This is a genomic window from Dyadobacter chenhuakuii (assembly GCF_023821985.2).
Lineage (GTDB): Bacteria > Bacteroidota > Bacteroidia > Cytophagales > Spirosomataceae > Dyadobacter > Dyadobacter chenhuakuii.
In genome coordinates this window covers 3,484,869-3,510,492 of the sequence record NZ_CP098805.1, presented here as the reverse complement: position 1 = coordinate 3,510,492, position 25,624 = coordinate 3,484,869, and the positions used below count along the sequence as shown (strand labels likewise).

Below are 25,624 nucleotides of genomic sequence, written 5' to 3'. Positions count from 1 at the left end.
CATGAGATTAGGTAAAATTTTTCTATACACATTCTTACTTGTAACATCCGGAATGTTACAAACCGTCAACGCTCAATGGGGGGCACCATATACTAACAATTGGATTGTGTATGGCAAGCCTTATGTAAAGATCGGCGTAACACAGAAAGGGATTCACAAATTGCCGTTTTCACTTTTACCGACTAGTTTCCCGGTGGGCGATGCAGGTAAACTGCAACTATGGCATAGGGGAGAAGAGGTCGCAATCATCAGTACCGAAAATAAAGAAATTGTCTTTTACGCCGTGCCCAATGACGGTGCAAGTGACTCCTTGTTGTATCGCCCGATGAGTTCGCGTATTAACCCGTATTATAGCTTGTATTCCGATGAAAGTGCCTATTTTCTTACAGTAGGCGACAAGGCGGGAATGAGGGCTGAGCAGATTACGAGCAATGTTGACACCAATGTTCCGGTGACAACATTTCATACAGGCACCAATTTAAGCTTGTATAAAGATGAATACTCGTTAGGAACTATTCCCTTTTACAGACCAGCCTTTTTTAACAGTTATTTCGAGATAGGAGCCAGCAAAACTGGAAAGTCTTCCATGGAAGGCAAAGCCACAGACTATACACTACAGCTAACAAATTACTATAAAGAAAGCGGCATCAAACCCAGATTAAAGCTGCTCTTGCATGGCCGGACACCCGGCAATAAGAATATTGAAATTCGGGTAGGAAAAACGGCACAGTCACTACGGCTTGTGCGTGCACTGAATAACAACGGCTTTTCAGGATCAGAATTTTCCTTTGACCTGGAACCGGAAGATCTGACGGCTGATAATAAAATAATACTGAATTTAAAGGCAGTAGGCAGCAACTCAGCAGACGGTTACTCGCTGACTTACTATTTACTTTCATATCCGCAGCTCACGGATATGAAGGACAAGAAGAGTTTTGAATTTTCTCTTGCCAAATCAGCTCAACCAATAAACAGGCTGAATATAGCGAATGCACCTGGCGGTGCTACTATTCTTGATATATCTAATGTTAACAAGCCAAAAGTAATCAACGGACAGCCTGGCAACTTAATGGTTCCGCATTCTTCTGCGCGGACGCTTAACCTGCTTGTCACGAGTGAAGCTAAAACTATTGAAAAGGCGAAGGTTACGGAAGTTAAATTCTCAGCTAAATATCCTACCAATCCAAACTACATTATCCTAACCAGTGAAAATTTACTGGATGGAGCCAATAAGTATGCGGCATACCGTGCTTCGGCTGCGGGCGGTGGGTTTGTTCCTATTGTAGTGAACATTAAAGATGTCTACAATCAGTTCAACTATGGCGAGCCAAGCCCGGTTGCAATCCGCAGATTTGTGGATTACATGGTATCGAGCGGCACCAGTGGGAAATATTTACATCTGATCGGAAGGAGTATTACGTTCAACGAAAGGATGATACGTGAACTGCCTGATGAAGTTCCCTCTGTGGGCTATCCCGGTTCGGATATACTTTTGGTAGAAGGCCTGGGCGGGGTGCCGAAAGACGTACCCGCTGTTTCCATAGGCCGGTTAAGTGCGGTGACGAATCAGAATGTTCTGGATTACCTGCAAAAGGTGAAAGACTACGAGCAAGGTGCAACCAGCGATTTTGGCTGGAAGAAGGATGTTTTGCATTTGAATGGTGGCAAAACAGTTGGGGAAATTACTCAATTGAAAAATCTGTTAGCGGCATTGGAGCCGAAAGTTGTGAATGGTGTGGTTGGTGGAAAAGTAATCCCATTTGTGAAGCAGCAGGCAATCGGCGAGGTTGAATATGTGAACATTACGCCTGAGGTTAATGACGGAGTTGGGCTGATAACCTACTTCGGACACGGCTCGACCACCGTAACAGATCTTAATATGGGATACATTACAGATGCAAACCGTGGTTATAACAACAAGGGAATGTATCCAATGATGTATTTTAATGGATGTGGGGTTGGAAATATCTTCGCTGGACGATTTAATCCAAATCCAGCAGCTACCGACAGATACACCTTATCAATGGACTGGTTACTTGCTCCGAATGGTGGGGCCATTGCCGTCATTGCCAATTCTTTTGAAAGCTTCGTCGGACCTTCCTCGAAATATTTAAGTCAGTTGTACACATCCATGTTCACGGATTCAACCAGCTATAATCTTCCAATTGGTGATATTCAGCGGATTGTTGCCAGGAAAATTCTAGCGGAAGATTCAGGAATGTACAGCGTGGCTAATATACATCAGTCTATTTTACAAGGTGACCCTGCGTTAAAGCTGGTTTCTGTGGCAAGTTCCGACTATGCCATTAGTGCGGATAATGGAATAAAGATATTTTCTGAAAGTCCGGACAAGACGATAGCCAGTTCTTCCAAATTAAAGGTCAACCTGCTCATTCGCAATCTGGGCCGATTTGTAAAGGCTGAAAAAGTCCCGGTGGAGATTACCTACATTTATAAGGATTCACAAACCAAGTCTGCGCAAACTTTGCAAGGGTTTGCTTACAGCGACACATTGATCCTGGATGTACAGAATCAAAAGGAATTGCAAAGCATCGTTGTTAAAATTGATCCCCAGAATACATTAAAGGAACTGAACAAGCAGAACAACACGGCTGAACTGCTGGTTGATTGGGAAATTGCTAAAAATGAAAGTTATTACCCGCTAACGAGTGGTAAAGACATTATCGCGCCGTTGCTGGATGTTACATTCAATGATCGGACGATCAAAAATGGTGAGCAGATCAGCCCTAAACCACAAGTAACACTGACTTTACAGGATGACCGGGTTTTGACAGCTGATACCGCCCGGATCAGTATTTTCTTAAAGACCTGCGAAGACAATAGCTGTGAATTTGAGCGGGTTAATTTTTCGGACAAGTGGAAGATGGATCTGAAAAATATTTCAGATCACGTTATACAATTAAACTTAGACCCGGATCTGCTTGCCGAAGACGGAAACTACGAAATGCTCGTGATTTCAAGTGATGATGCTGGAAATAGCATTGCATCGCCTTTCACAATTCAGTTTTTAATAGGCGACAATGATGAAAATGTGAAGGTGATTGCAAGTCCTAACCCAGCCGTTGATTACATTCGGTTTGAAACACAATTGAATTCCAAGCAACCGGCAGCGAGTATTCATTGGAAAGTCTTTAACATTGCGGGCAAGCTTATGGATGAAGGGGAACGCACAGCGCCGTTATCCGGTACAAACGAATGGTATTGGAAGCCAAATTACGTTTCCGATGGACTTTACATTTACCAGGTTATATTTAAATATCTTAACTCAGAGGAAGACAAGACTGTAACGGGGAAGGTTGTGATCATCAAATGAGGCACTAGCTATTGTATCCTTTGCTTTTTAGCCAATTCAGCCAGACAGACAGCGATATGGTGCGCGTAATGAGAGCGTATGTAGTGGTTTTTTGCGCGAACGGGATTTTGCTGTTTTGCGCAATTTTAACTTGCTCCTGAAACTTAGCTCTGTCTACATACATCCATACTTCCTGCGAATCATCAAGGTAATCTTGTGATTCGCGGTACAGGTCCAGCGCCATTTTTTCTCCCTCACTCGAACTGACAGTGGCTTTATTGCCCCGGGTCCTGACCTTATCGATCAAGATTCCTTTCATTGATTCCCTGAAATGAGCACGGCCGATGCCATCTCCGAATTTGAGAATATTGGGGATGGCCATATTGAGCTCAAAAAGCTCTTTGTCCATGAAAGGCGCCCTGTTACTTACGCCATAGTGGCAACTCAAAACGAAGTCTTGTTCTTGCGTCCTGATGACTTGTGGATGGAATACATCATTCAGCAATTCCTGAAAATTCGCTGGAAGATCGCCTCGCAGGGATTGCGGAAAGTTTGGTTCCACTGAACCAGGATCAGCGCGGAGATCGCTTCGGATAATAGAGCCCGGGCGCTTTGTATTCATGTCAGCCGTGCGAAGCAGCAAACTTTTCAGCGCCCTGCCGAAGAAGTAACTTAATGAAATATTTAAATGAGGGGACACTTCCCGATATAATTGCAGCAGTTTCGAAACCGAGCCGGACGAAGCAGAAAACCTTCTGTATAGGGCGTTCTGTAGAACCAGATGATACTTTTTATCAAAATCATATTCATCCCAGGAAGGATGCAGGCGCTGCCGTGAAAAATAATTGACTCTCTTTTTAAGTAGCTCCTGGAATAGTTCGTAATCTTTTTGATGGAATGACTGAATAACCAACTCTGATCCATCCCCAATGACCGAATCCCCTCCAAAGCCATTAAGCAGAACGTCGCAGCCTAAGCTTTGCGCCGTTTTAAGCGTTTTGTGATTCGTTGCCGGCGAAAGAAATCCATTCTCTGGCTGGCCATATAGCTCAGTAGCAAGTTGTAATGATGCTAAATTGTCATTGGCCGGATCGATAAAATGTTGCTTTGAACTGATATGATTTGCAACGGCCTCGGCATACTCCCGTTCGTCAGCCTCTTTGCTCGTTGAGGGAATGTGAAAAGTGTGAATTGCCTTATCCGGATATAGATATCTCAGCGCCGAGCTAACAGACGAAGAATCCAGTCCGCCACTCAGGTGAGAGCCTAAAATGGAGCAATCTTTCGAAGCATAGGAAACCGAACCCTTGAACAGTCGAGCCAGTTCTTCGTTATACTCCGTTGACGTAAGGTGCGCCCATTTACCGGGGTTGAGCTGTACATGTGGCCTCGTGCTCACATTTTGGCTGTTCACCGTTAATAAGTGACCAGGCAGGACACATTTAATTTTGGTAAAAAATGTTGAAGATGCGTTGGATGTGTAATCATGACCGTTTAAAGAGATGTAAGCAGGGATTCTGCTTTGATCAACCGCGAGATGTGGTTGAACGTCTTTTAACGCAATTAAGCGCGTAAGGCTGGTTGAAAATGCAAAAAATGTATCCGGGATGTGAATGTAGAACAGGGGGATTTTTCCGAATAGCTCCCTAAACAATGAAAAGCTTTTGGTGGATTCATCAAACCATGCTGCAATTGCAACCTGAGAGTCAGAAAGACTGCGGATGTTATCGTTGTAAGAGTTTGCAGAAGGTGCAGCTGAGTTTGTGACAAAATCCGCCTTGACTTCATCCTGGTAACCCATAAAAAAGGAATAGTAACTATCAGTGCGAGACTTTAAGCCCTTTTCCGCAACAAACCAATTATCAAAAAAAAATCCATTATCATAAAAATGTTGAATCAAGTCGACATTTTTATGATAATGGATAATTCCTTCTAGTAACACCGACTAAGAAATGGTAGAAGCCATGCCTTGACTAGCTCTCTCCCAAATCATCGCGGAAGGCTGGTTGTCCTGATCCGTCGAATCCGCTTCCCAACTTACCCTTCGTCAGTTTACTTACACTTCCAAGCTTGTTAAGGCTAGGCTTAGCATAATTTTTTTTCGTCTGTGTAGAGTGCATATTAACTGTTTTCATAACTGTTTTGTTAGATTTTTTAATAGTCCGTTGTAAAGGTAAGTATTTTTGTCAATTTTCAAAAAGATAATAAAAAAAAGTATAAGCTGCTAATGTCTGTTGTAAATCTTACTTAACTGTACCAAACTGAGATACCATTTTAACTCTATGGTAGCCTGACTCAATTTTTTTGATGTCACTTGCGAAGCATTCTTCAGTTTGACAATACTCATAGGCTATTTGATCATCAAAAATCAGGCCAACTCCAAGTGCATACTTTTTGATGCCTATATATTGATTGATTGCTGAGGAGTCCTCACGTTCGACAACCGTTATTGAATTGTCAAACGAAAGTTTAGAGACTGTTGCAGGCTTATTAAGAGATTCGTAATGGTATTTCTGCGGGTCTGCACTGTGATAAGTGTTTCCATTCCACTCAGTTTGTCCGTTGAGAGGAAAAATCAAATTCATATCCGTTCTATTGTCAACAGTAGTTAGAACCTTATCCGGATATATTTTAACGCTGTATTCCTTTAATTTTTCCCAGGGCGCTGTTTCGGAAGTTCGCAATGATCTCGAAAAAATAAGCGTAGTAATCGATTCACTATCAACCGATTTTTTTATAACCTGGTCTTTTTCCTGCCATTTTTTAACTACCGGTTGATCTTTACCGGCAGAATAAATCTGCTCTTCAATATCTGAAATTACAAACTGGCCCAAGGACGTTGGCACATATTGATAGGGGTCAACGGAGGGGCGATCTGACTTTTCGCAGGAAGCGAGAAGTATAATCATGGGCACTATAACCCAGTTTAAATGTTTTTTCATAGAGTGTATTATAGTGTTGTGGCAAACATTTAAGCAATAGCTGGTAGTGAAACATATGCTAATACTTCACTACCAGCGTTATTCTACTGTTTTGTGAATATTTGAACTGGTGGAGTTTCTACCCTGCCAGTCTTTTTAGACGTTGCGGTAGAAGAGAACGTTAGTGTTTTTCCAGAAACGATTCCGACCCCTTTAATCATCAGGACATCACCTGGTACGATTTCTTCATCAGTTAAATTTAAGACTACGCTATTTGCCAAAGTGGTTGAAAGCGTGATGTTTTCTATGGGAGTAACAACAGTCTGCGACGTGTATTTCGGGTCTTTGGAGACAAACCTGTAAGTGGACACAACCTTTACAGCATTCTCAGACGCCTTCGAAATTTCCCAGTCGGAGCTATATTCGTATCCTTTCTCTTGTTTTACTTCGCCCTTCCAGGTTCCGACAAAATCCTTTGTCAGATCCGGATCAACATCGTCTTCTTTGCATCCTAAAAGCACAAATGAAAACAAGAAGATAAATAGCAACGCTTTCATTTTGCCTAAATGATTAGATAAGTTTGGTGTTAGCAAGGTGGTTTTCATATTGGAACTTAGTAGAATTGGTAAAAATGATTCCTTTGGTGTCTAAAAAAATTGTACCAACGCGGGACTCTATATCAGCACGTGATGTATTTAACGCAGCCCGACGTATATGCATTGCAATTTAGAGATTATTTTTCCTCTCTGCCAGCTTTCCTTTTAAAAAACCTTTTAACACTTCCAGGCCGGTGTCGAAGCGGGTGTTGTTGTTGATGATCATATCCGCCTCGGAGCGCAGGGGCAATATAAATTTATCATAAGTTGGCGCTACGTGATGTTCCCAGCGGTAGAGCACATCGTCCAGGTCGTAACCGCGCTCGTTATTATCACGAATAATTCTGCGTTTTATTTTAACGTGCTCCTTTGCATCTACAAAAATTTTTAAATCGATCAATCTGGCTATTTCCGGGAAGTAGAAGACAAAAATACCTTCTACAATGATGATTGGCCGTGGTTCGAAGACCAAAATTTCGGGTTTGATCAATGGATTGTTGAATGTGTACTCTTTCTGATGCACTTCCCGCCCTGCCCGCAGCACGGCAATGTGTTCGGCAAATAAATGGTGGTCAATGGTTTCGGGCAAATCAAAGTTTTCGACGCCGTTTTCGTCCCGGGGGATCTCGTGAATGGGGCGGTAATAATTGTCCTGGGAAATGCGGGTAATCTCTTCTTTCTCAAACGAATCGATCAGGCTTTTCATGAAGAATGTCTTTCCCGAAGCACTTCCGCCGGTGATGCCTACAATATAGGGTGCAAATTCTGGGGTTGTCATAGTTAGATTTATTGATTTACGAGGGCGTAAATCGCATTTCTGTTTTAATTATTAATCAATTACTGCCAATTTTCCGGCAAATGTTTCACTGCCATCTGGCGTTACTACCAGGATCATATAAATCCCTCCTCTGGCACGCTTGCCCGTATAATCATTCAAATTCCAGGTCGCAGTGCCACCTTGTGATTTTGTTTCATAGATCAGGCGGCCGGAAAGTTCGGTGATTTTTACAATGGATTCATTTTTCAAACCTGTTACTCCAACAAACCCGCCATAACCAGGATGAACCGGATTTGGGAAAATTTTAACATTCGAAAAATTTTCAGCTGAGGTTGTCGCATTGCTGCGGTAAGACACCATTCCATTCGGGGTATCAATAAACAAATTGCCCGTTTCTGAATCAAATTCCAAAGCACGGATTGAATCTGATGGCAAAGGACTGTCTGCTGATGTGAATTTTTGGACAAGCTCCGTGCCATCGGCATTAAAAAGATAAAGGCCATTCCGCGTTCCGATCCACTTTCGGTTACCCGGCTCAATGGCAAGGGCTGTACATTTCTCGTTGGCAAAAAGCTTCCTCTGACCGTATATTGGCAAAACCGCATCAACCCTGGCTGCATTCAGGATATTTTCTGATACAAAATACCCGATCCCCCTGTCGCTCGCAAACCAAATGTTTCCATCCAAATCCATGGCCAGATTATTAATGATGGAAGAGGGCAGGCTCCCATTGCCAACGTTCGTAGAAAGTACGCGTTGCTGGTTTTGCACATTTTTTACCAAAATTCCTCCTCCCAGATAATCAGGAAGCCGTGTCCAGATCAAACCGTTCAGATCCGTAATGACAGAGTCTTTCTTATCTACAATGGTGGTGTCAGCCTGCAATGGTGTGAAAGATTGAAATGCTTGACCTACGTTGTGGAGCAGGCCGTTTTTCGAATCGGCCACCCAGATTTTCTCACTATTTGTATGGACAGACTCCTTAGGTGACTTAAATAAAGGGCTTGTAAAAGTGCTTACGCCGTTTTTTGGATCCAATAAAACGACCTTATCATCTAATGTGACAGTAAGTCCGCTTTCGGATGCAGATATAAAATAAGCCTGACTGCCTGATGATAAGACGGACTTCCAGTTCCCTTTTTCTTTTAAATACAAACCCTTCCCTGCACAACCTATATATAACTGAGAAGCATTTGACGCAACGGCCACTATTTTTGCCGGCGTAGCAATGACTTTCCAATTGGCAAAATACTGGCGGTTAACAGCGGGCGACATGGATGTGCCGATCATTCCTTGCGGTGTTATGGCGTAAAGCGAGTCCGAAGCAAATGCAATGTCAATGACTGAAACTTGCATTCCGTTGGGGCCTATGTAGCGGTAAGTTTCATCAACTTGTTGATTTTTGGTGTCCAAAACCACAATACCAAAGCTGGTGCAGAGATAAGCCAGATTTTCCCGGATAATGATGCGCTTAATGTCCTTGTTTTCTGGTAAATCGGGATTTTGAGAAAAAACAGGCCAGGGTTTAATTTGTTCTGCCTGAGCAGATTCATTCAGATACACCAGATCAACATGGCCATCCCGATAAGCTAAAAGCAAAAGATTCTGCTCTTCGTCGAAAGCCAAACTTGCAATGCCGGTGCTGGTCAGGCCATCCGATTTTGACCAGATTTTGACTTGTTTGTCAGCAGTATGAATGCTGAAAAGGCCATTATGCGAGGCGCAGAAAATATGATCATTAACCTGTACAATGTGCTTTGCGGAAAGATAGTTGAAATGCGTTTCCCACTGGCCCAACGCCACATTTTGCCCCCAACTAATCCGGGACAGCGCGCCGCAAAGAAGCACAAATAAAACCAGCCGCTTCATGATCACATCCTTTTACGGCGATAAGCTGCCTTTTGCGTGTTAATTGGAAACCGTAACCAATGCCGATCCTTTTCCTGTTCCCGTGCCGCAGCCACTTTTCAGCGAGCTGATCGTGTATTCCGTCGTCGTCTTGGGAGAAACGGAAATCAGATATGGGTTCAGGAAAGTGCCGTTGATGGCGGTTCCGTCCGATAATGTGAACGACCAGGGCGGTAATCCGTTTTTGAATTTCAATTGAATGCGTGTGGTTCTTCCGGCCGTAATGGTGCCTTTGCCCGAAACTTCTGCAATTGCCTTGTCAGGCGCGACAATATCCAGCTCTTCAATGGCGCTTGACACGGCAGGCGATGAGGAAATGATCCTTATTTTCTGCGTCCTGATCGTATCGCCTTGCGCTGCACTGCTCAGTTTTACTTTCATCGTTGCAGCCGTTACGGTGGTCGGCAGGCTCACAAACCGGCCCGATTTGTCCGTAATCTGGACACTGAATTTGTTGTTAGGATTGTAACGGCCTTCTGTTTTGTATGGTATTTCAATGGTAGAACCGGCGCAGACCATATTCTGAGGCAGCTTTTCCAATGTAATGCTGGCAGGAGGGCTCTTCACCGAAACTTTTGCAGATCCTGAAAATTTACCTACTCCGCACAAACCTCCCGCGGAAGTGATCTGATAATTTGTGTCAAAAACAGGCTTAACCTTCACTTTGTAAGGCGATTCCTGAATGTTATTCTCATATGTGCCGTCGGAAAGCAGCACAAACCAGGGGCCGCCGCCGGTAAATTTTAGTGTCAGTTCTCCTGTTTCATTTTCGCCCAGTCTGAGGGAATCCCGCTGCAAAGTGGCAACAGTAGGCGAAACAATGGTAATGTTGGTTGTCTGGCTTACCAGGTAGGGAGCAGAAGAAACAACGCGCAGTTTGTACTCGCCAGGCTTGTAATCGGTTGGGATCTGGGTGGTAATGTAACCCGTTGTGTCCGGCGTGGAAATGGTTTTGAAAGCACCCGTCCGTTCTGCGATCTGCACCACAAATTTGTTTCCATCCTTATATTTCCCTGTTGCATTGAAAGGAACCTGGAATGGAATGCCGCTGCAAAGCTTTGCAATTTTTTCCACTTCTTTCAATTCCAGTTTCGGCTCGGGATTGTTATTCACATTCACAATGGCTTCTCCTGAAACATTCCCACTTCCACACGCATTGGCAACGCCGGTTAGTCTGTAAGCTTTTACATCGTTTGGTTTTACAGTAAGATAATGTGGATTAGACATTGTCTGATATACAACTGTGCTGTCCGACATAAGAAACGACCATGGCGCAGCACCCGTAAAATTCACTTTAAGATTAACTTCCTGACCCGGCATAATGCGCACAGACTGAGTTCCGTCGATCACTTCCAGTCTCGCGCTGGCCATTTGTAGCAGGCGGATAGGCACTTCCTGGCTCCTTACCACCGGGATAGAAGCTACAATTTGTATCCGGTAAACCTCGCCGCCTATTTTGTAAGATGGAATTACTGCCTTAACCGGACTTTTACTCACCGGCAGCGAGATAGGAACCGATTTGCCACTCGCGTCAATCAGATGTGCAATGAATGTGTTGCCTTCGTCATAAGGCCCGACCGTTTTAAATGGGATGTTAATGGTTGTTCCCGGACAAACGGACAGATAAGAAATATTGTCAATGATGATTTTGAAGGACCGTACGCTGTCTGCGGCCGGTTCTGTTTTAGCAAGCCTTTCTTCTGCTTCTTTCTCCGTGAGCGTGTCCGAAGAGATTTCAACATTGCTGCTATCCGGCGTAATAATGGTGTCCCGGACAGCGTCGCGAATTGCTGTTGTGTCCGCGGTGGGAGCAGTTACGGGCGCTGCCTGCGTTGCCCGTGGCGCGATGGCCGTGTCAGCTTTGGGCGTTACGGCTGGCCTGGTAGGGACAGGTGGCTTTTTCTTTGGCGCAAAAATTTGTCTTTTAGGTGTGCTGGTTCTTCGCTGGGCATTGGCCTGATTTGAAAAAATCAACAACCCGCAAAAGATAATAAAGACGAATCTGAACATGTAAAAGTTGTTAGTATTTAACTTAATTCATTGCTACCAAAGTGCTTCCGCGCAAAACAGGCACAACATCATAAAGGTCTTTTTGCAAGCAATAAGATATATCTTTCTGGATTCCCAAACGCTGCAGCCTGCGCACGTGGGATGAATTGGAAACGCTGGCCAGTAAGTTGTTACGGCTCTGGTCGTAAAGTCGCTGCGCCATCAATGTGCCATCTTCCAAAAGCATAAACTGGTCTTTCAGCGCGTCGGCAAGCGCACCTGCAAACAATGTATCTTCCAGGTTGGGCCGTCCTTTCCAGCCTGCGCAAAGCACCAGGATGTCATAAGGCTCCGAACGCAAATGATTCGTCAATGCACCCAGGTTCAGGAACGATCCGATCATTACTTTCACTGCCGATGCCTTTGCCTTAGCGATTGATAACGTTCCGTTTGTGGTTGTCATTGCGATCTGCGAGCCGATCAGCCGCTCATTCATATAACTGAAAGGCGAATTGTCCAGATCAAAACCTTCTACTTTCCGTGCGTCGCGTTCCGCAGCTGCAATGAAACCCTTATCCTGTAACAATTTACATTCTTCAATACTGGCAACAGGCGTAATGCTCTTGACACCATAAGCGAGGCCGGTAACCATGCACGAAGTAGCCCTGAAAACGTCTGCTACAACTACAATTGAATTATCCAGTTTGTGTAAATGAAGCAGGTCGGGTGTAAGGCAAACATCAAGTTGTTTCATAAAATGCAATCGATACTATGGAGTAAATTGGGGGGAGTTAATTAGTTTTTTACAAAAGGCAGTTTGACAACTTTGGCTTTCAACAACCTGTCGCGCACTTTTACGAAAATTTCCGTTTCAGGCTTGGCAAATGCGGCTGGGACGTAGCCCAGGCCAATTCCTTTTTGTAATGTGGGTGATTGTGTTCCCGAAGTCACTTCGCCCAATCTGGTGCCGGATTCATCGCAAAGCTCATAATGTCCGCGTGGGATTCCCCGGTCGATCATTTCAAAGCCCACCAGTTTTTTCTGCAAACCCGCTTCTTTCTGCTCTTTCAATTCCTTTGCGTCGATAAAGTCTTTGGTGAATTTGGTAACCCAGCCTAAGCCAGCTTCCAGCGGTGAAGTGTTATCGTCAATGTCGTTTCCGTAAAGGCAGAAGCCTTTTTCAAGTCGCAATGTATCACGGGCGCCTAGTCCCACAGGTTTTATTCCAAATTCCGCTCCGGCCGCAAATATGGCTTTCCACATGTTTACTGCGTCGGCGTTTTTAACATATATTTCAAATCCGCCTGCACCGGTGTAACCTGTTGCCGAGATGATCACATCCGGAATCCCAGCCATTTCACCGATTTTGAATGTATAATAATCCATTGCACTCAGATCTACCGCAGTAAGCTTTTGCAAAGTTGGCGTCGCATTCGGCCCCTGGACTGCAAACAGGCACAAGTCATCGGAAAGATTTTCCATCGTAACGCCTTCTGCATTGTGGCTTTGGATCCAGTTCCAGTCCTTTTCAATGTTGGACGCGTTCACAACCAGGAAATATTCGTCTTCTTTTATTCTGTAAACCAATAAATCGTCGACCACACCGCCTTTTCCATTAGGCAAATAACTGTACTGCACTTTTCCATCAAACAAAGCAGCAGCATCGTTGGACGTAACTTTTTGTATCAAATCCAAAGCCTTCGGCCCCTTAATGCTGAATTCGCCCATATGGGACACATCAAATACGCCGACGTTATTTCTTACAGTGTGGTGTTCATCCAGATCCGAGGAATAACGCACAGGCATTTCAAAACCTGCAAATGGGACCATTTTGGCACCCAAATCAATATGGACCTGGTGTAATGGGACAGTTTTCATGAATGGTAAATTGGTTCACAATAATTTACAAAAGTAGGTAAAGCCGATCAAAGCGACACAAAAAAGTCTTTTTTCAAATGCTGTTGCGCACTTTTGAAGTATATTGGGAAAAAATATGCTTAAATAATTAGAAGGGCAACTGCCCCGAAACGGAGACTATGAAGAGAAAATTTTTACTTTTTGCCCTCACATTGGTTGCAGCGAAAACGGTTGCTCAGACAGCGACTTTTGTAGGGGAGGTTATTGATGATAAGATCAGTATAGGTTATGGCGTCACGTCCGGCGACGTGGACGGAGACGGCAAGCCGGATATTTTACTGGCAGATAAAAAGGAAATTGTTTGGTATAAAAATCCAGGTAAAAAGGCTGAAAAATGGACGCGTTATGTCATTGCGAGAGACCTGACCGAGCAGGATAATGTATGCATTGCTGCGAGGGACATTGATGGCGATGGAAAAGTAGAAGTGGCCGTTGGTGCGCAGTGGAACCCTTCGGAAACAAAGAATTTGAAACAATCGGGAGCGGTTTACTATTTATCTGCCCCCAGTGACAGGACGCAGCTTTGGGAGCCAGTCCGCCTGCATCACGAAGTGACCATTCACCGCATGCAATGGTTGAAGAAAGCCGACGGCACATTCCAGCTTGCCGTGCTTCCCTTACACGGTGAAGGAAATTCGGGTGGCGAAGGCGCTGGCGTAAAACTTATTGCATTTGATGTTCCTCAAAATAAAACAGGAATCTGGGGATTTGATCTGGTAGAAACCGGCATGCACATGACGCATAATATGCACCCTATGGAAGTGCCCGGCAGAATGCTAGGCTTAGCTGTTGCTGGTAAAGAAGGTGTGCAAGTTTTTCTGGACGGAGCCGAAGGTTTGGCGCCATCAGGCACCTGGATGGTTCCGCAAACGGGAGTAGGAGAGGTTAGAACAGGAAGTCTGGGCAAAAACCAGCTTTTCACCGCCACCATCGAGCCCATGCATGGCAACACATTAGTCGTTTATTCCAAAGACAACAGAACAGTTTTAACAGACAAAATCAAAGAAGGCCACGCATTAGTCTGCGCCGATTTCTTCGGCCAGGGCCGCGACCAGGTCGTAATGGGCTGGCGCAACCCGAATGTTACCGGTGAAACAGGCGTAAGAATTTTCGTAGGATCAGATCCCGAAGGAAAAAAGTGGCAGGAATATGCGCTCGATGATAAAATCAAAATCGCTTGTGAAGACATTACGGCTGCGGATCTGGATGGCGATGGGGATCTGGATATCCTGGCATCGGGAAGATCGACGCATAATGTTGTTGTGTATTGGAATCAGAAGAAGAAATGAAAAAAGGTCTGAGAGCTTGTCTCTCAGACCTTTTTAGTTGTTGGTGTTGACTAGTAACTTCCCTTAGTCCCGTCTTCCCATTAACAAGCTTACATAATAAAGCAATGTTGCTAATGAACCAATTGCAGCAACCAGATAAGTCCTGGCAGCCCATTTCAATGCATCGGCAGACATAACATATTCTCTCTCATTCACAATCCTGTTGTTCTTAATCCAGGCAAGTGCTCTGTTACTTGCGTCGTATTCAACAGGCAATGTGATAAAACTGAATATTGTTGTTGCGGCAAATAATGCTACGCCGATTGCCAATGGAATCGGCGTTGTGTTTAACAAAACGATTCCGCCCAGGATGATCCATTGCATGTAAGACGAGGCAATGCTCAAAAACGGCACCATTTGAGACCTGAACTGTAACCATTTATAAGCAGTTGCGTGCTGCACTGCGTGCCCGCATTCGTGGGAAGCGACAGCGGCAGCGGAGACACTTCTTCCGTGATAAACGTCAGGGCTCAGGTTAACGGTTTTATCCTGAGGATTATAATGGTCGGTTAGGCGTCCTTCGACTGACAACACCCGAACATCATATATTCCGCTTTCGCGCAGCATGGTTTCAGCGATTTCTTTTCCGCTCATTCCATTACTCAGCCCTACTTGCGAGTATTCTTCAAATTTACTTTTGAGACGCCATTGCACATAAAGGCTAATAAGCATCACCAAAATACCAATTACATATGCACCAGCCATATTTGTGTTAGTTATATCCTTGTTTTATTTTCTCAATCAGTGCGGTAGTCGAGTAACCCTTTACAAGAGCGATCGTTTTTACCTCACCTCCTTTACCCAAAACAAAATCCGCGCCAGCAATAGTTTCAACGGTATAATCGTCTCCTTTGACCAAAATGTCAGGTTTTACAGCTTCAATCAACTGACTAGGCGTCGGTTCGTCGAACAAAATGACAGCATCAATGAAGGAAAGCGCTGCCATTAATCTTGCTCTTGCATACTCATTGACGACGGGTCTTAATGATCCTTTGAGGCGGCTTACGGAGGCATCAGTGTTCAGGCCTAAAACAAGCCTGTCGCCCAATGCACGCGCTTTTTCGAGATAGTCTATATGTCCTAAGTGAACAATGTCGAAGCAGCCATTTGTAAAAACAACCTTTTGTCCGGCGCGTTGCCAGTCTTCAATGGTTGGAATGGCTTCTTCGAGTCTTAAAATCTTGCTTTCGGTGAGGTTCATGGAATGAATCGGTGTAAGGATTTTTGTAAGGTTAGTACGATGTCATACGCGCTTTTGATATAACCGGACTACAAAACAGCCATTAATTTTCAATCGCAACCTGATTGTTTTCGGAAACCGATTTTTTGTTTTGAACTAAAACGTATAGGAATGCCAGTGCGCCGATAATAAGCATAAAAATCATTTGCGCTCCATGAATAAACGTAGCCAATGTAATGCCATCGTTTTGAGATAATCCGTACAAAATCATCACATTACCAACCAGCAAATGATAAGCTCCTATTCCGCCCTGTGTGGGTGCGGTCATACCAATGGCGCCTACAACCAACAATGTCAAGCCAGCCAATGGTCCGAGGTTGGAAGTTTCGGGAATGCAGAAAAACAGCACGTAGGACACGAAGTAATAGAAAACCCAGATGCCGATCGTGCTAAGAATAAACAATCCCGGATTCTTCAATTTACGGATGCTCAAAAAACCATCAAGCATTCCTTTTGCGAACGTAACGATCTTCTGGATCAATGCATTCTGCTGCAAACGGTCCCTTAAGGCGACATTTTTATAAACCGCAATGCCCGCGGCAACCACCACAACCATGCCCGTAACCAAAATCCCCGCCAGGATTCCAGTCCCTGTGCTGCCGCCCTCGCCGCCTGAAACTTTACTTTGAAAAAAATCAGTGAAGAATTTACTGAGCCGGTCAAATTCCAGAATAAAATTCAAACCGATCATGATGAGCAGGATCAGCACGTCGAATATACGTTCCGCAACAACGGTCCCGAAGCTGAGGTTGACGGGAATGCGTTCCAGCCTGTATAGCGTGCCGCAGCGCGTCACTTCGCCCATTCTGGGCACAATGTAATTGGCAAAATAACCGGTTAATACGGAAATAGAACTATTGAAAAGCCCGGGTTTGTGACCCAGCGGCTCCATCAGCATGCCCCAGCGCCAGGCTCTCGTTACGTGTGCGCAAAGCAGCAAAAAGCAGGATAATGCAATCCATCGCCAGTCCGATTTGGCAAACCTGTCCAGCATTTCTGCGAAGTTGATGTCTTTAAAGACAAACCAGATCAGGCCGCCTGCCAGCGCAAGCGAAATGATGTAACGTAAAGCGCTTTTCATAGCTGTTTAAAGAATTTTGAGAACCCGCAAAGAAAAGAAGTTTGGCCTACACCACAAGATGATTATTATGATCCGGAAACACGACCATTGGCTTGAATGTCTTGGCCTCTTCCTGGCTCATGGAGCCGTATGCAATGATAATGATGATGTCGCCGATCTGAACCCTGCGTGCCGCGGCGCCATTCAGGCAGATCATTCCGGACCCTCTTTCGCCCTTGATAACGTACGTCACAAAGCGCTCCCCGTTATTGTTATTGACAATGTGAACTTGTTCATTTTCAACCAATCCGGCAGCGTCGATAAGATCTTCGTCGATGGTGATGCTGCCTACGTAATTCAACTCCGCCTGAGTCACCTTAACCCGGTGAATCTTCGATTTCATGAGTGTTATTTGCATTACCAGGTAATGTAAGTCGGGAATTTATTAATGTCCTTATTCACCCCAAAGTTAAGGGAATAATATACAGCCTTCAAAACATCGGCGTTATGGTTACGGTTCCCGTTCACAAATGCGGACACTGCAAGTAATTATTATAACAAGTATGCTTTAAACAATATTATCCACTTTATCTTTTCACTATCAAATCAGATGCGTTCAGAAAATAAACCGAAGGATGTGAAGCGCCGGGAGTTTTTGCAAAAAACGACGGCAGCAGCGATTGGAAGCTTTTTTATTGTCCCACGGCACGTGCTGGGCAAAGGCTTCGTGGCACCAAGTGACAAATTGAACATTGCGGGAATAGGGGTTGGCGGAAAGGGTTTTTCAGATACAAATAATGCTTGGAATAAAGGTGCCGAAAATCTGGTAGCACTTTGCGACGTGGATTGGAACCAGGCCAAAAAGAATTTTGAGCTGCATCCGACTGCGAAAAAATACAAGGATTTCAGGAAAATGTTTGATGAAATGGAAAAGGACATCGACGCCGTAACCGTTTCCACAACCGACCATATGCACGCCATAATCGCGATGGCGGCCATGCAGCGCGGCAAGCACGTATATGTGCAAAAGCCGTTGACGCACGACATTTATGAAGCGCGGATGCTTACAGAAGCAGCCCGTAAATATAAAGTGGTAACCCAAATGGGTAACCAGGGCGCTTCCAACCCTGCGCAAACGCAGATGAAAGAATGGTTTTCCAAAGGTCTGATCGGTAATGTGCACGAAGCGCACGTTTGGACCAACCGTCCGGTGTGGCCGCAAGGAATTCCCGTTCCAACCGAAAAATTCCCCGTTCCTGCTGACATTGACTGGGAACTTTGGGTAGGATCGGCTGAATGGGTTGATTATAATCCGGCGTGGCATCCATTCAAATGGAGAGGCTGGTGGAATTTCGGAACAGGCGCATTAGGCGACATGGGCTGCCACCTGATCGACCCTGCTTTCCGCACATTGGGACTAGGCTATCCAACCGAACTGGAATGCAGCGTAGGACAAGTTTTCATTAAAGACTGGACGCCCGAATACATTCCCGAAGGCTGCCCGCCATCATCGAGGGTTCAGCTTAAATTCCCTGCGAACAAGATCAACAAATCCGAAGTAACATTAACCTGGCACGACGGCGGCCTGCGTCCTTTCCATCCGGACATTATCCCTGCCAACGATCCGCTAGGCGAGCCAGACAGCAGCAATGGTGTTTTGTTAATAGGTCAAAAAGGCGTTATGACTTGCGGGACTTATGGTATTAACCCAAAAGTTTACCTGAACGACGGCACGAAGCTCGAATACAAGCAAGGTGATTTTGGAAACAAATACACACCAATGCCAGAATTCGGTCACCACGTCTCCTGGACCGACGCCTGCAAAGCCGGTTTCAATAGCAAAGAACACAAAGCGTTAACCTCATCATTCGACTACGCCGGACCATTGACCGAAACCGTCATCATGGGTAACCTCGGAATCCGCAGCTACAACCTCCGCACAGCGAAAGCAGACGGCAAAGGATTTGACTATCCAGGTCGGAAGAAGTTGCTTTGGGATGGTAATAATATGAAGATCACCAACTTTGACGAGGCTAACCAGTTTGTGAAGAGGAAGTACAGAGGGGACTGGAAGTTGTCGTAAGGGCGGAGGAAGCGTTTATGTCGGCTGGGCTGACCCGGTCAGCCTGAGTTGACCAAGCCCTGTCAGCCTGAGTTAACCAAGCCCTGTCAGCCTGAGTTAACCAAGCCCTGCCAGACGGAGCCAACCAAACCCTGCCAGCCTGAGCCAACCAAGCCCTGTCAGCCTGAGCGGAGACGAAGGCGCGTTACCCAGAAGTAGCGCGCCTTCGTCTCCGCTCAGGCTGACAGGGCTTGGTAGCTGCTGACAGGCCTTCTAAAACACAACATTATCAATCAACCTCACCGGCCCTAAAAACGCAGCCACGCAAATAGCATTTGTTCCGGCAGCGCTGAGGCTGGGAATCGGCTGCAATGTCTTTACATCCGCCACTTCAAAGTAATCTAGCTTAAACTCCGGAATAGCATTAAATGCATTGCTAGCAGCGGAAACGGTTTCTGTAATGTCCTTTCCTGCCAGCAAACTTTGCTTCGCTTCTTCCAATATCCGATAAATATGCGGAGCAATGTTGCGTTCAGCGTCATTAAGCCTGCGGTTGCGGGAGGACATGGCCAGGCCATCCGTTTCTCTAATAGTGGGGCAGACGATCAGTTCCAGGTTAAACGCAAGGTCTGAGACCAACCTTTTGATGATGGAAACTTGCTGTAAATCCTTTTGTCCAAAATAAGCGCGGTGCGGGCTTACGATGTGGAAGAGCTTGGAAACGACTATGCCTACACCATTAAAGTGACCCGGTCTTGAAGCCCCTTCCATCACGCTTTCCAATGTGCCGAAGTTGATCAGTAAGGACGATTTTTCAGGATACATTTCCTCCACGGATGGCGCGAAGACGGCTGTGCAGCCTGCTTGTTCCAGCATAGCACAATCTGCTTCTAACGTACGCGGATATTTCAGCAGATCTTCGGGGTTATTAAACTGGGTCGGATTGACGAAAATGCTGGCGACTGTGACGTCGTTATCTTTAATGGAAGCGTCAACGAGTGAAATGTGGCCTTCGTGCAATGCGCCCATGGTGGGAATTAGCCCAATGGTTTTTTGCTCTGAAAGTTGTTGATCGAGTAAACTGCGCAGGCCTTTGATTGAAGTAAATACTTCCATTGAAAAAGTGGAATCAGAGGGAGTAATCAAACCGCAGCGGATGCTTTTCTTTCATGTGAGCAACTATCCGTGGGCGATGAAAAAATTTGGAATGGGAATTCCCAAACTGAGCGCAATATGACATTTAGTTTGGAATATTTTTTGATTTTGCCATTTTTTTTGTATAATTTTGCAAAACTTTTTTTCACAAACTGCTGAAACATCTATGGAGAAACTACGAATTTTGTATGTAGCCAGTGAAATCAATCCTTTCCTCCAAACCACCGATGTTGCCGATTACGTTAGGAAACTTCCTCAGGCAATGCAGGAACGAGGTGCAGAAATCAGAATTCTTGTTCCCCGTTTTGGTCTTATCAATGAACGCAAAAACCGGCTTCATGAAGTAGTTCGACTGTCAGGAATAAATATTACCGTAGGAGATGAAGAAAAGCCTTTGATTATCAAAGTGGCTTCTATCCCTAATGCGAAGTTGCAAGTCTATTTTATTGACAATGATGATTATTTTCACCGCAAATCGGTGTTCTTTGATAAGGAGAATAACTTTTACGATGACAATGACGAGCGCGCGATCTTCTTCTGCAAAGGTGTATTGGAAACGGTAAAAAAATTGGGTTGGGCTCCTGACGTGGTGCATTGCAACGACTGGATGACTGCTTTGATTCCATTGTATCTGAAAACTACTTACCGCAACGATCCAATGTTTAAGGATACGAAAAGTGTGTTTACGGTGCATAACAATGCTTTTGACTATAAATTTGACGCAGATTTACATAACAAGGCGAAAGCAATGGATGTAAGCGATGAAGCTTTGGCTCATTTGCGCTCTAACGACTTTGAAGGATTTGTTAAAATTGGCTGTGCATATGCGGACGCGGTTTTGAAGGCGGACGATCATTGCAGCGAAAGTCTGAACCAGATTTTCAACAATGCGCCGAAACGTGTTGAGCTTGACGAACAGGATGAGAAGTTCTCGGAATCATATTACAATCTTTATACGGATCTGATGAACTGATCCCGGATATATCACTGAAAATGATGGCGGCCATAATGGTCGCCATTTTTTTTGTACTAATCGTAAAAATCACGGAATAGGATATTTACGATGTGTTCGAGCACTCTTATGAAATTGGATAATTTTTAGTAATTAATTATAATATAGCTTGTTAAGCATTCCTGATTGCTATTTATTTGCACCGTATCATTTAACATACACTCAATTTAAATTCTTAAAATATGTGTGGAATTGTAGCTTACGTAGGAAGCAGAGAAGCTTATCCCCTAATTCTCAAAGGTCTTAAAAGACTAGAATATCGGGGTTATGACAGCTCGGGAATTGCCTTGCTGGAAAATGCCAAATTGGATATTTATAAGAAAAAAGGCAAGGTGTCCGACCTCGAAAGTGAGCTTGCTTCCAAACATTTAACCGCCACAATCGGCATCGGGCACACGCGCTGGGCCACACACGGAGAGCCAAATGACGTAAATGCACACCCGCATTACTCCAATAACCGCCGGCTTTCCATCATTCACAACGGCATTATAGAGAATTATGCTTCGATCAAACAAAATCTGGTCACAAAAGGGCATAAGTTTCTCAGCGATACAGATACAGAAGTTCTCATTCATTTTATAGAAGACATTCAGCAGGAGACGGGCGGTTCGTTGGAATCTGCCGTGAAACACGCGCTGAAAGAAGTCGTAGGCGCTTATGCGATAGTGGTGATGTCGCTGGATCATCCGGGACAACTTATTGCTGCCAGAAAAGGGAGCCCGCTGGTAATTGGCATCGGGGAAGATGAATTTTTCTTCGCTTCCGACGCCACGCCGATCATCGAGTATACTAAAGATGTGGTTTACCTGGATGATTATGAAGTTGCTGTGATCAGTGACGGCCGGTTAAGCATTCAAAATCTGGATAACACGGAAACGATTCCTTATATCCAAAAGCTGGAAATGGAGCTTGAAACCATCGAAAAAGGTGGTTATGACCATTTCATGATCAAAGAAATTTTTGAACAGCCGCGTTCCATTGCCGACAGTATGCGCGGAAGATTGCGTGCGGACGATGCACATTTGCAATTAGGCGGGCTGGCAAATTATCTGGATAAACTGGCCGAAGCAGACCGCATTGTGATCGTAGGCTGCGGCACTTCATGGCATGCAGGTCTTGTAGCGGAATATCTTTTCGAAGAATTGGCGAGAGTGAACGTAGAGGTCGAATATGCTTCCGAATTCCGTTACCGAAATCCTGTAATTAACGAAAAGGACATTGTTATCGCCATTTCACAATCCGGTGAGACTGCGGATACACTGGCTGCCATTGAGCTGGCTAAGTCAAAAGGGGCGACGATATTCGGTGTTTGCAATGTGGTGGGTTCTTCCATCGCCCGTGCAACGCATGCAGGCGCTTACACGCACGCCGGCCCCGAAATTGGTGTGGCCAGTACAAAGGCATTTACTGCGCAAGTGACTGTGCTTACTTTGATCGCCATTGCTACTGCGAAGCGCAAAGGCACGATATCCGAAGAAACTTACCGCCAACTGCTCGTTGAGCTGGAAACGATTCCGGCAAAGGTGGAAAAGGTGTTCGAGAATGCTAATAAGATCAAGGAAATCGCATTTATATTCACCTATGCACGCAACTTTATTTATCTGGGAAGAGGTTTGAATTTCCCGGTGGCACTGGAAGGCGCTCTCAAATTGAAAGAGATTTCCTATATCCACGCCGAAGGTTACCCCGCCGCAGAAATGAAGCACGGGCCTATCGCGCTCATTGATGAGGATATGCCGGTGGTTTTCCTGGCAACGAAAGATGGCTCTTACGAGAAAATCGTTTCCAACATTCAGGAAGTGAAGGCACGGAAGGGAAGGGTGATTGCCATTGTTACTGAGGGCGATACGCTTATCCCGGGCATGGTGGATTTTGTGATTGAGGTTCCCAAAGTGCACGAATTACTTACGCCTCTGGTTTCTGTAATTCCGTTGCAGCTGCTTTCTTATTACATTGCCGTTATGCGCGGCAGGAATGTGGATCAGCCCCGGAATCTTGCGAAATCAGTGACAGTAGAGTAATATTTGATTATAATCTTAAAAAGCGAAGTTGTCTCAAGGGCAGTTTCGCTTTTTATTTTGCATAAACTTTTGCAGGAAATAATGTAATGTTGTTTTCGTTAAGTTTGCGCGTTCAGTTTTATAAAAGAGATCATTTCAATGTATAAAAAAATACTGCTTTTCTCTGTCATATGCATTATATCAGCCGCATGCAGTAAAAAAGAAGCCAGTTATGTCCCCAAACCCAAGGGTTTTAACAGGGTGGATCTGCCTCCGCATACTTATCAAAAACTGACGCAGGAGCATCCCTATACATTTGAATTTTCTAAATACGCAGAGGCTGTCCCCGATACATTTGCAACGGCAGGCAAGCATTGGATCTTCATCAACTATCCTCAATTCAAAGCCAACATTCAAATCACTTATAAAGACGTCGGGAATAATCCTGCGCTGCTGAAAGCTTATATTGACGATTCCTATAAGCTGGCCAGCAAGCACCAGATCCGCGCTTCGGCCATTCAGGAACAGCGGGTTTTAAGTAGGACCGGGAAAACGGCCATTCTGTTTAAAATCGAAGGCGACGTGCCCAGCCCTTACCAGTTTTATACTACGGACAGTACAAAACACTTCATGCGCGGCGCCATATACTTTCCCACTGCCACGAAAAACGATTCGCTGGCTCCTGTCATCGATTATTTGCAAAAGGACATGATCCAGCTTTTGAACACACTGAACTGGAGATAAAATTCTGAAAGGCTTTGTTGCTGAATGTGCAAGGCTGTATCTTTGAAGTTCGGACCTCAACAACTGAAACACTATGGCTAAAAAGCAACCCAAGAACCAGCTACTTCTCGATTTTTCGGTGCGTGGTAACCGGATCGTCCTGCATCTTGGTCAGGTGGAGAGCCAGCGGTTGGCTGACGCGCTTTTTGAGGGATTAGTGAATGGGGATTGGATGATCGAGCCTGCGGGCGCGGTTGCAGACATTTCTTATGCGCAGGACATTGTACATCAGATCGGCCATAAACTTCCATATCCTGAGGGAATTAAAATCGCCCAACTGCATAATGTAGATCCGAATTTCAAAGGATTTTCTGCAATATATCGTCAAAAAGGATGGGTGTTTGTCAATGCCGCTTCGGAGATAAATGAACGTAATTATCACATTCATTTGCTGACCGTGTCACTGGGTTTGCATACATTATATACGAATACAACCTCGCTGGCAGCACGTTCTGAGCGATTGATATTTGAAGCCTTGCTTCCTTTTGAAGAAGTAGAAAGCTTTTTCAGAAATGACATTTCAAAAATACCTGATTTCCTGGCTGCTGACATAGCCAATTTCTTCAAAGTCCCATTCCCGATGGTGCTGAAAAGAGCATTGACATTGAAAATCATTTCAGATGCGCAGTATCGCACGTTCATGACGGTTGTTCCTGTCGCCTCCTCCAAGCCGCGTGAACTTTTCGTTTCGCCGGATGGAAACATTGATGACCTGGAAGCACAGCTGTTTTCCCAGGGAATGGAAGATTAATCCTTATTTACATGCAGGTTACTCAGGTCGGGTAGGGGGCTTACCGAAGTCCAGCCGCCATCTACGACGAGGCTTTGCCCTGTAATGTGCCCGGAATGCGGGGATAACAGGAATAACGCAGCATTAGCAATGTCTTCACAAATCGCCGGGCGGCCCATAGGCGTGATCGCAGACCACATTTTTGGGTAATTCGGATCTTCGGCCAGTGTCCTTTCGGTCAATGTTGCCCCGGGGGCCACTGTGTTAATGGTGATGCCGTGCGGGGATAATTCCAGCACAAGATTTTTTGCCAACATTTCCAATCCTGCCTTCGTCATCGCATATGCACCCAGAAACTGGTGCGCCTGATGGCCTACAACCGAAGACATCAGCAATATTCTGCCGCCCGCTTTTTGCGCACGCATTTGGCGGGCTGCGGCTTGTGTAAGTAAGAAAGATCCCATCAGATTCACTTCCAGGACCTTTCTTAAATTTTCTTCCGGATAAGTAAAAAAGTCGCCGAAGAGCGTAATGCCTGCATTTGCAACCACAATGGAAAGTTTTCCAAAGCATTTAACAGCCTCTTCCACCATTCCATTGATCACCTCAACTTTGGAAGCATCGCCTGCAAATGCAACACATTCGCCTTCCATACTCCGTATTTTACTCGCAGCTTCTTTGGCGAGGGCCTCGTCAAAGTCATTCAAAATCACGCAAGCTCCTTGTGACGCGAGTTGTTTTGCTATCTCAAACCCGATTCCCTGTCCCGCTCCCGTTACGATCGCTACTTGATTATCAAATAATTGGCTGCTCATTATACATGTTTTGATTT

The 25,624-nt window shown here is 45.0% G+C and carries 22 protein-coding genes; 7 read left to right on the top strand and 15 right to left on the bottom strand.

Annotated elements, in window-relative coordinates:
- Position 1 precedes the first annotated feature (1 nt).
- Positions 2–3,334: a putative type IX secretion system sortase PorU2 gene (gene porU2 / locus NFI80_RS14485; protein WP_235162615.1), complete on the top strand. Its 3,333-nt coding sequence runs from the start codon at positions 2–4 to the stop codon at positions 3,332–3,334.
- 4 nt (positions 3,335–3,338) lie between these two features.
- Here porU2 and NFI80_RS14480 read toward each other — a convergent pair whose 3' ends face one another.
- From NFI80_RS14480 to gcvT, 9 genes are all read right to left on the bottom strand, one after another.
- The gene (locus tag NFI80_RS14480) at positions 3,339–5,114 is read right to left on the bottom strand and encodes an asparagine synthase-related protein (protein WP_235162616.1); all 1,776 of its coding nucleotides are present in this window, start codon (positions 5,112–5,114) and stop codon (positions 3,339–3,341) included.
- A gap of 172 nt (positions 5,115–5,286) precedes the next feature.
- A complete protein-coding gene (locus NFI80_RS14475; RefSeq protein WP_157486698.1) occupies positions 5,287–5,448 on the bottom strand; it encodes a lasso RiPP family leader peptide-containing protein in 162 nt (53 codons plus the stop codon).
- Positions 5,449–5,556: 108 nt separating this feature from the next.
- A complete protein-coding gene (locus NFI80_RS14470; RefSeq protein WP_235157308.1) occupies positions 5,557–6,255 on the bottom strand; it encodes a hypothetical protein in 699 nt (232 codons plus the stop codon).
- 83 nt (positions 6,256–6,338) lie between these two features.
- The gene (locus NFI80_RS14465) at positions 6,339–6,839 is read right to left on the bottom strand and encodes a hypothetical protein (RefSeq protein ID WP_233795302.1); all 501 of its coding nucleotides are present in this window, start codon (positions 6,837–6,839) and stop codon (positions 6,339–6,341) included.
- A 121-nt stretch (positions 6,840–6,960) separates the two neighbouring features.
- Complete coding sequence (locus NFI80_RS14460) at positions 6,961–7,608, bottom strand: uridine kinase family protein (protein WP_026630544.1); 648 nt, start codon at positions 7,606–7,608, stop codon at positions 6,961–6,963.
- 51 nt (positions 7,609–7,659) lie between these two features.
- Positions 7,660–9,477 carry a PorZ beta-propeller-like domain-containing protein gene (locus NFI80_RS14455; RefSeq protein ID WP_235157311.1) on the bottom strand — a complete coding sequence of 606 codons (1,818 nt, stop codon included), beginning with the start codon at positions 9,475–9,477 and terminating at the stop codon, positions 7,660–7,662.
- Positions 9,478–9,516: 39 nt separating this feature from the next.
- Positions 9,517–11,526 (bottom strand): hypothetical protein, encoded by a 2,010-nt coding sequence (locus NFI80_RS14450; protein ID WP_235157314.1) that lies wholly within the window; start codon positions 11,524–11,526, stop codon positions 9,517–9,519.
- A 22-nt stretch (positions 11,527–11,548) separates the two neighbouring features.
- Entirely contained in the window at positions 11,549–12,259 is a 711-nt protein-coding gene (locus tag NFI80_RS14445) for a 2-phosphosulfolactate phosphatase (protein WP_026630547.1), read from the bottom strand.
- A gap of 41 nt (positions 12,260–12,300) precedes the next feature.
- Complete coding sequence (gene gcvT / locus NFI80_RS14440) at positions 12,301–13,383, bottom strand: glycine cleavage system aminomethyltransferase GcvT (RefSeq protein WP_235157316.1); 1,083 nt, start codon at positions 13,381–13,383, stop codon at positions 12,301–12,303.
- Between the two features lie 158 nt (positions 13,384–13,541).
- Between gcvT and NFI80_RS14435 the strand changes: the two genes are divergently transcribed.
- Complete coding sequence (locus tag NFI80_RS14435; RefSeq protein ID WP_235157323.1) at positions 13,542–14,711, top strand: FG-GAP and VCBS repeat-containing protein; 1,170 nt, start codon at positions 13,542–13,544, stop codon at positions 14,709–14,711.
- 63 nt (positions 14,712–14,774) lie between these two features.
- Here the strand turns inward: NFI80_RS14435 and NFI80_RS14430 are convergent, their stop codons facing one another.
- The 4 genes from NFI80_RS14430 to panD all read right to left on the bottom strand — a co-directional run bounded on the left by NFI80_RS14430 (position 14,775) and on the right by panD (position 17,468).
- Positions 14,775–15,455 carry a zinc metallopeptidase gene (locus NFI80_RS14430; RefSeq protein WP_026630550.1) on the bottom strand — a complete coding sequence of 227 codons (681 nt, stop codon included), beginning with the start codon at positions 15,453–15,455 and terminating at the stop codon, positions 14,775–14,777.
- Between the two features lie 7 nt (positions 15,456–15,462).
- Positions 15,463–15,951: a D-glycero-beta-D-manno-heptose 1-phosphate adenylyltransferase gene (gene rfaE2, locus NFI80_RS14425; RefSeq protein ID WP_235157327.1), complete on the bottom strand. Its 489-nt coding sequence runs from the start codon at positions 15,949–15,951 to the stop codon at positions 15,463–15,465.
- Positions 15,952–16,033: 82 nt separating this feature from the next.
- Positions 16,034–17,071 (bottom strand): lysylphosphatidylglycerol synthase transmembrane domain-containing protein, encoded by a 1,038-nt coding sequence (locus NFI80_RS14420; protein ID WP_235157329.1) that lies wholly within the window; start codon positions 17,069–17,071, stop codon positions 16,034–16,036.
- Between the two features lie 46 nt (positions 17,072–17,117).
- A complete protein-coding gene (gene panD, locus NFI80_RS14415; protein ID WP_233795310.1) occupies positions 17,118–17,468 on the bottom strand; it encodes an aspartate 1-decarboxylase in 351 nt (116 codons plus the stop codon).
- A gap of 192 nt (positions 17,469–17,660) precedes the next feature.
- Between panD and NFI80_RS14410 the strand changes: the two genes are divergently transcribed.
- Entirely contained in the window at positions 17,661–19,133 is a 1,473-nt protein-coding gene (locus NFI80_RS14410) for a Gfo/Idh/MocA family protein (RefSeq protein ID WP_233795312.1), read from the top strand.
- 252 nt (positions 19,134–19,385) lie between these two features.
- Here NFI80_RS14410 and panC read toward each other — a convergent pair whose 3' ends face one another.
- Positions 19,386–20,228 carry a pantoate--beta-alanine ligase gene (gene panC / locus NFI80_RS14405; RefSeq protein ID WP_235157330.1) on the bottom strand — a complete coding sequence of 281 codons (843 nt, stop codon included), beginning with the start codon at positions 20,226–20,228 and terminating at the stop codon, positions 19,386–19,388.
- Between the two features lie 205 nt (positions 20,229–20,433).
- On the opposite strand from panC, the gene NFI80_RS14400 reads away from it, so the two are divergent.
- From NFI80_RS14400 to NFI80_RS14385, 4 genes are all read left to right on the top strand, one after another.
- Entirely contained in the window at positions 20,434–21,240 is an 807-nt protein-coding gene (locus tag NFI80_RS14400; protein ID WP_026630556.1) for a glycogen/starch synthase, read from the top strand.
- 221 nt (positions 21,241–21,461) lie between these two features.
- Positions 21,462–23,300: a glutamine--fructose-6-phosphate transaminase (isomerizing) gene (gene glmS / locus NFI80_RS14395; protein WP_235162617.1), complete on the top strand. Its 1,839-nt coding sequence runs from the start codon at positions 21,462–21,464 to the stop codon at positions 23,298–23,300.
- A gap of 138 nt (positions 23,301–23,438) precedes the next feature.
- Complete coding sequence (gldD, locus tag NFI80_RS14390) at positions 23,439–24,023, top strand: gliding motility lipoprotein GldD (protein WP_235162618.1); 585 nt, start codon at positions 23,439–23,441, stop codon at positions 24,021–24,023.
- 73 nt (positions 24,024–24,096) lie between these two features.
- Positions 24,097–24,813: a hypothetical protein gene (locus NFI80_RS14385; protein WP_233795316.1), complete on the top strand. Its 717-nt coding sequence runs from the start codon at positions 24,097–24,099 to the stop codon at positions 24,811–24,813.
- Here NFI80_RS14385 and NFI80_RS14380 read toward each other — a convergent pair.
- Positions 24,810–25,607, bottom strand: coding sequence for an SDR family NAD(P)-dependent oxidoreductase (locus tag NFI80_RS14380; protein WP_235162619.1), 798 nt, complete (start codon positions 25,605–25,607; stop codon positions 24,810–24,812). The genes NFI80_RS14385 and NFI80_RS14380 overlap by 4 nt on opposite strands.
- Positions 25,608–25,624 lie beyond the last annotated feature (17 nt).

Bases quoted from the DNA above. Each gene is read 5' to 3' on its own strand.
- porU2 (WP_235162615.1), top strand. From the start codon at position 2: ATGAGATTAGGTAAAATTTTTCTATACACATTCTTACTTGTAACATCC.
- NFI80_RS14480 (WP_235162616.1), bottom strand. From the start codon at position 5,114: ATGGGTTACCAGGATGAAGTCAAGGCGGATTTTGTCACAAACTCAGCT.
- NFI80_RS14475 (WP_157486698.1), bottom strand. From the start codon at position 5,448: ATGAAAACAGTTAATATGCACTCTACACAGACGAAAAAAAATTATGCT.
- NFI80_RS14470 (WP_235157308.1), bottom strand. From the start codon at position 6,255: ATGAAAAAACATTTAAACTGGGTTATAGTGCCCATGATTATACTTCTC.
- NFI80_RS14465 (WP_233795302.1), bottom strand. From the start codon at position 6,839: ATGAAAACCACCTTGCTAACACCAAACTTATCTAATCATTTAGGCAAA.
- NFI80_RS14460 (WP_026630544.1), bottom strand. From the start codon at position 7,608: ATGACAACCCCAGAATTTGCACCCTATATTGTAGGCATCACCGGCGGA.
- NFI80_RS14455 (WP_235157311.1), bottom strand. From the start codon at position 9,477: ATGAAGCGGCTGGTTTTATTTGTGCTTCTTTGCGGCGCGCTGTCCCGG.
- NFI80_RS14450 (WP_235157314.1), bottom strand. From the start codon at position 11,526: ATGTTCAGATTCGTCTTTATTATCTTTTGCGGGTTGTTGATTTTTTCA.
- NFI80_RS14445 (WP_026630547.1), bottom strand. From the start codon at position 12,259: ATGAAACAACTTGATGTTTGCCTTACACCCGACCTGCTTCATTTACAC.
- gcvT (WP_235157316.1), bottom strand. From the start codon at position 13,383: ATGAAAACTGTCCCATTACACCAGGTCCATATTGATTTGGGTGCCAAA.
- NFI80_RS14435 (WP_235157323.1), top strand. From the start codon at position 13,542: ATGAAGAGAAAATTTTTACTTTTTGCCCTCACATTGGTTGCAGCGAAA.
- NFI80_RS14430 (WP_026630550.1), bottom strand. From the start codon at position 15,455: ATGGCTGGTGCATATGTAATTGGTATTTTGGTGATGCTTATTAGCCTT.
- rfaE2 (WP_235157327.1), bottom strand. From the start codon at position 15,951: ATGAACCTCACCGAAAGCAAGATTTTAAGACTCGAAGAAGCCATTCCA.
- NFI80_RS14420 (WP_235157329.1), bottom strand. From the start codon at position 17,071: ATGAAAAGCGCTTTACGTTACATCATTTCGCTTGCGCTGGCAGGCGGC.
- panD (WP_233795310.1), bottom strand. From the start codon at position 17,468: ATGCAAATAACACTCATGAAATCGAAGATTCACCGGGTTAAGGTGACT.
- NFI80_RS14410 (WP_233795312.1), top strand. From the start codon at position 17,661: ATGCGTTCAGAAAATAAACCGAAGGATGTGAAGCGCCGGGAGTTTTTG.
- panC (WP_235157330.1), bottom strand. From the start codon at position 20,228: ATGGAAGTATTTACTTCAATCAAAGGCCTGCGCAGTTTACTCGATCAA.
- NFI80_RS14400 (WP_026630556.1), top strand. From the start codon at position 20,434: ATGGAGAAACTACGAATTTTGTATGTAGCCAGTGAAATCAATCCTTTC.
- glmS (WP_235162617.1), top strand. From the start codon at position 21,462: ATGTGTGGAATTGTAGCTTACGTAGGAAGCAGAGAAGCTTATCCCCTA.
- gldD (WP_235162618.1), top strand. From the start codon at position 23,439: ATGTATAAAAAAATACTGCTTTTCTCTGTCATATGCATTATATCAGCC.
- NFI80_RS14385 (WP_233795316.1), top strand. From the start codon at position 24,097: ATGGCTAAAAAGCAACCCAAGAACCAGCTACTTCTCGATTTTTCGGTG.
- NFI80_RS14380 (WP_235162619.1), bottom strand. From the start codon at position 25,607: ATGAGCAGCCAATTATTTGATAATCAAGTAGCGATCGTAACGGGAGCG.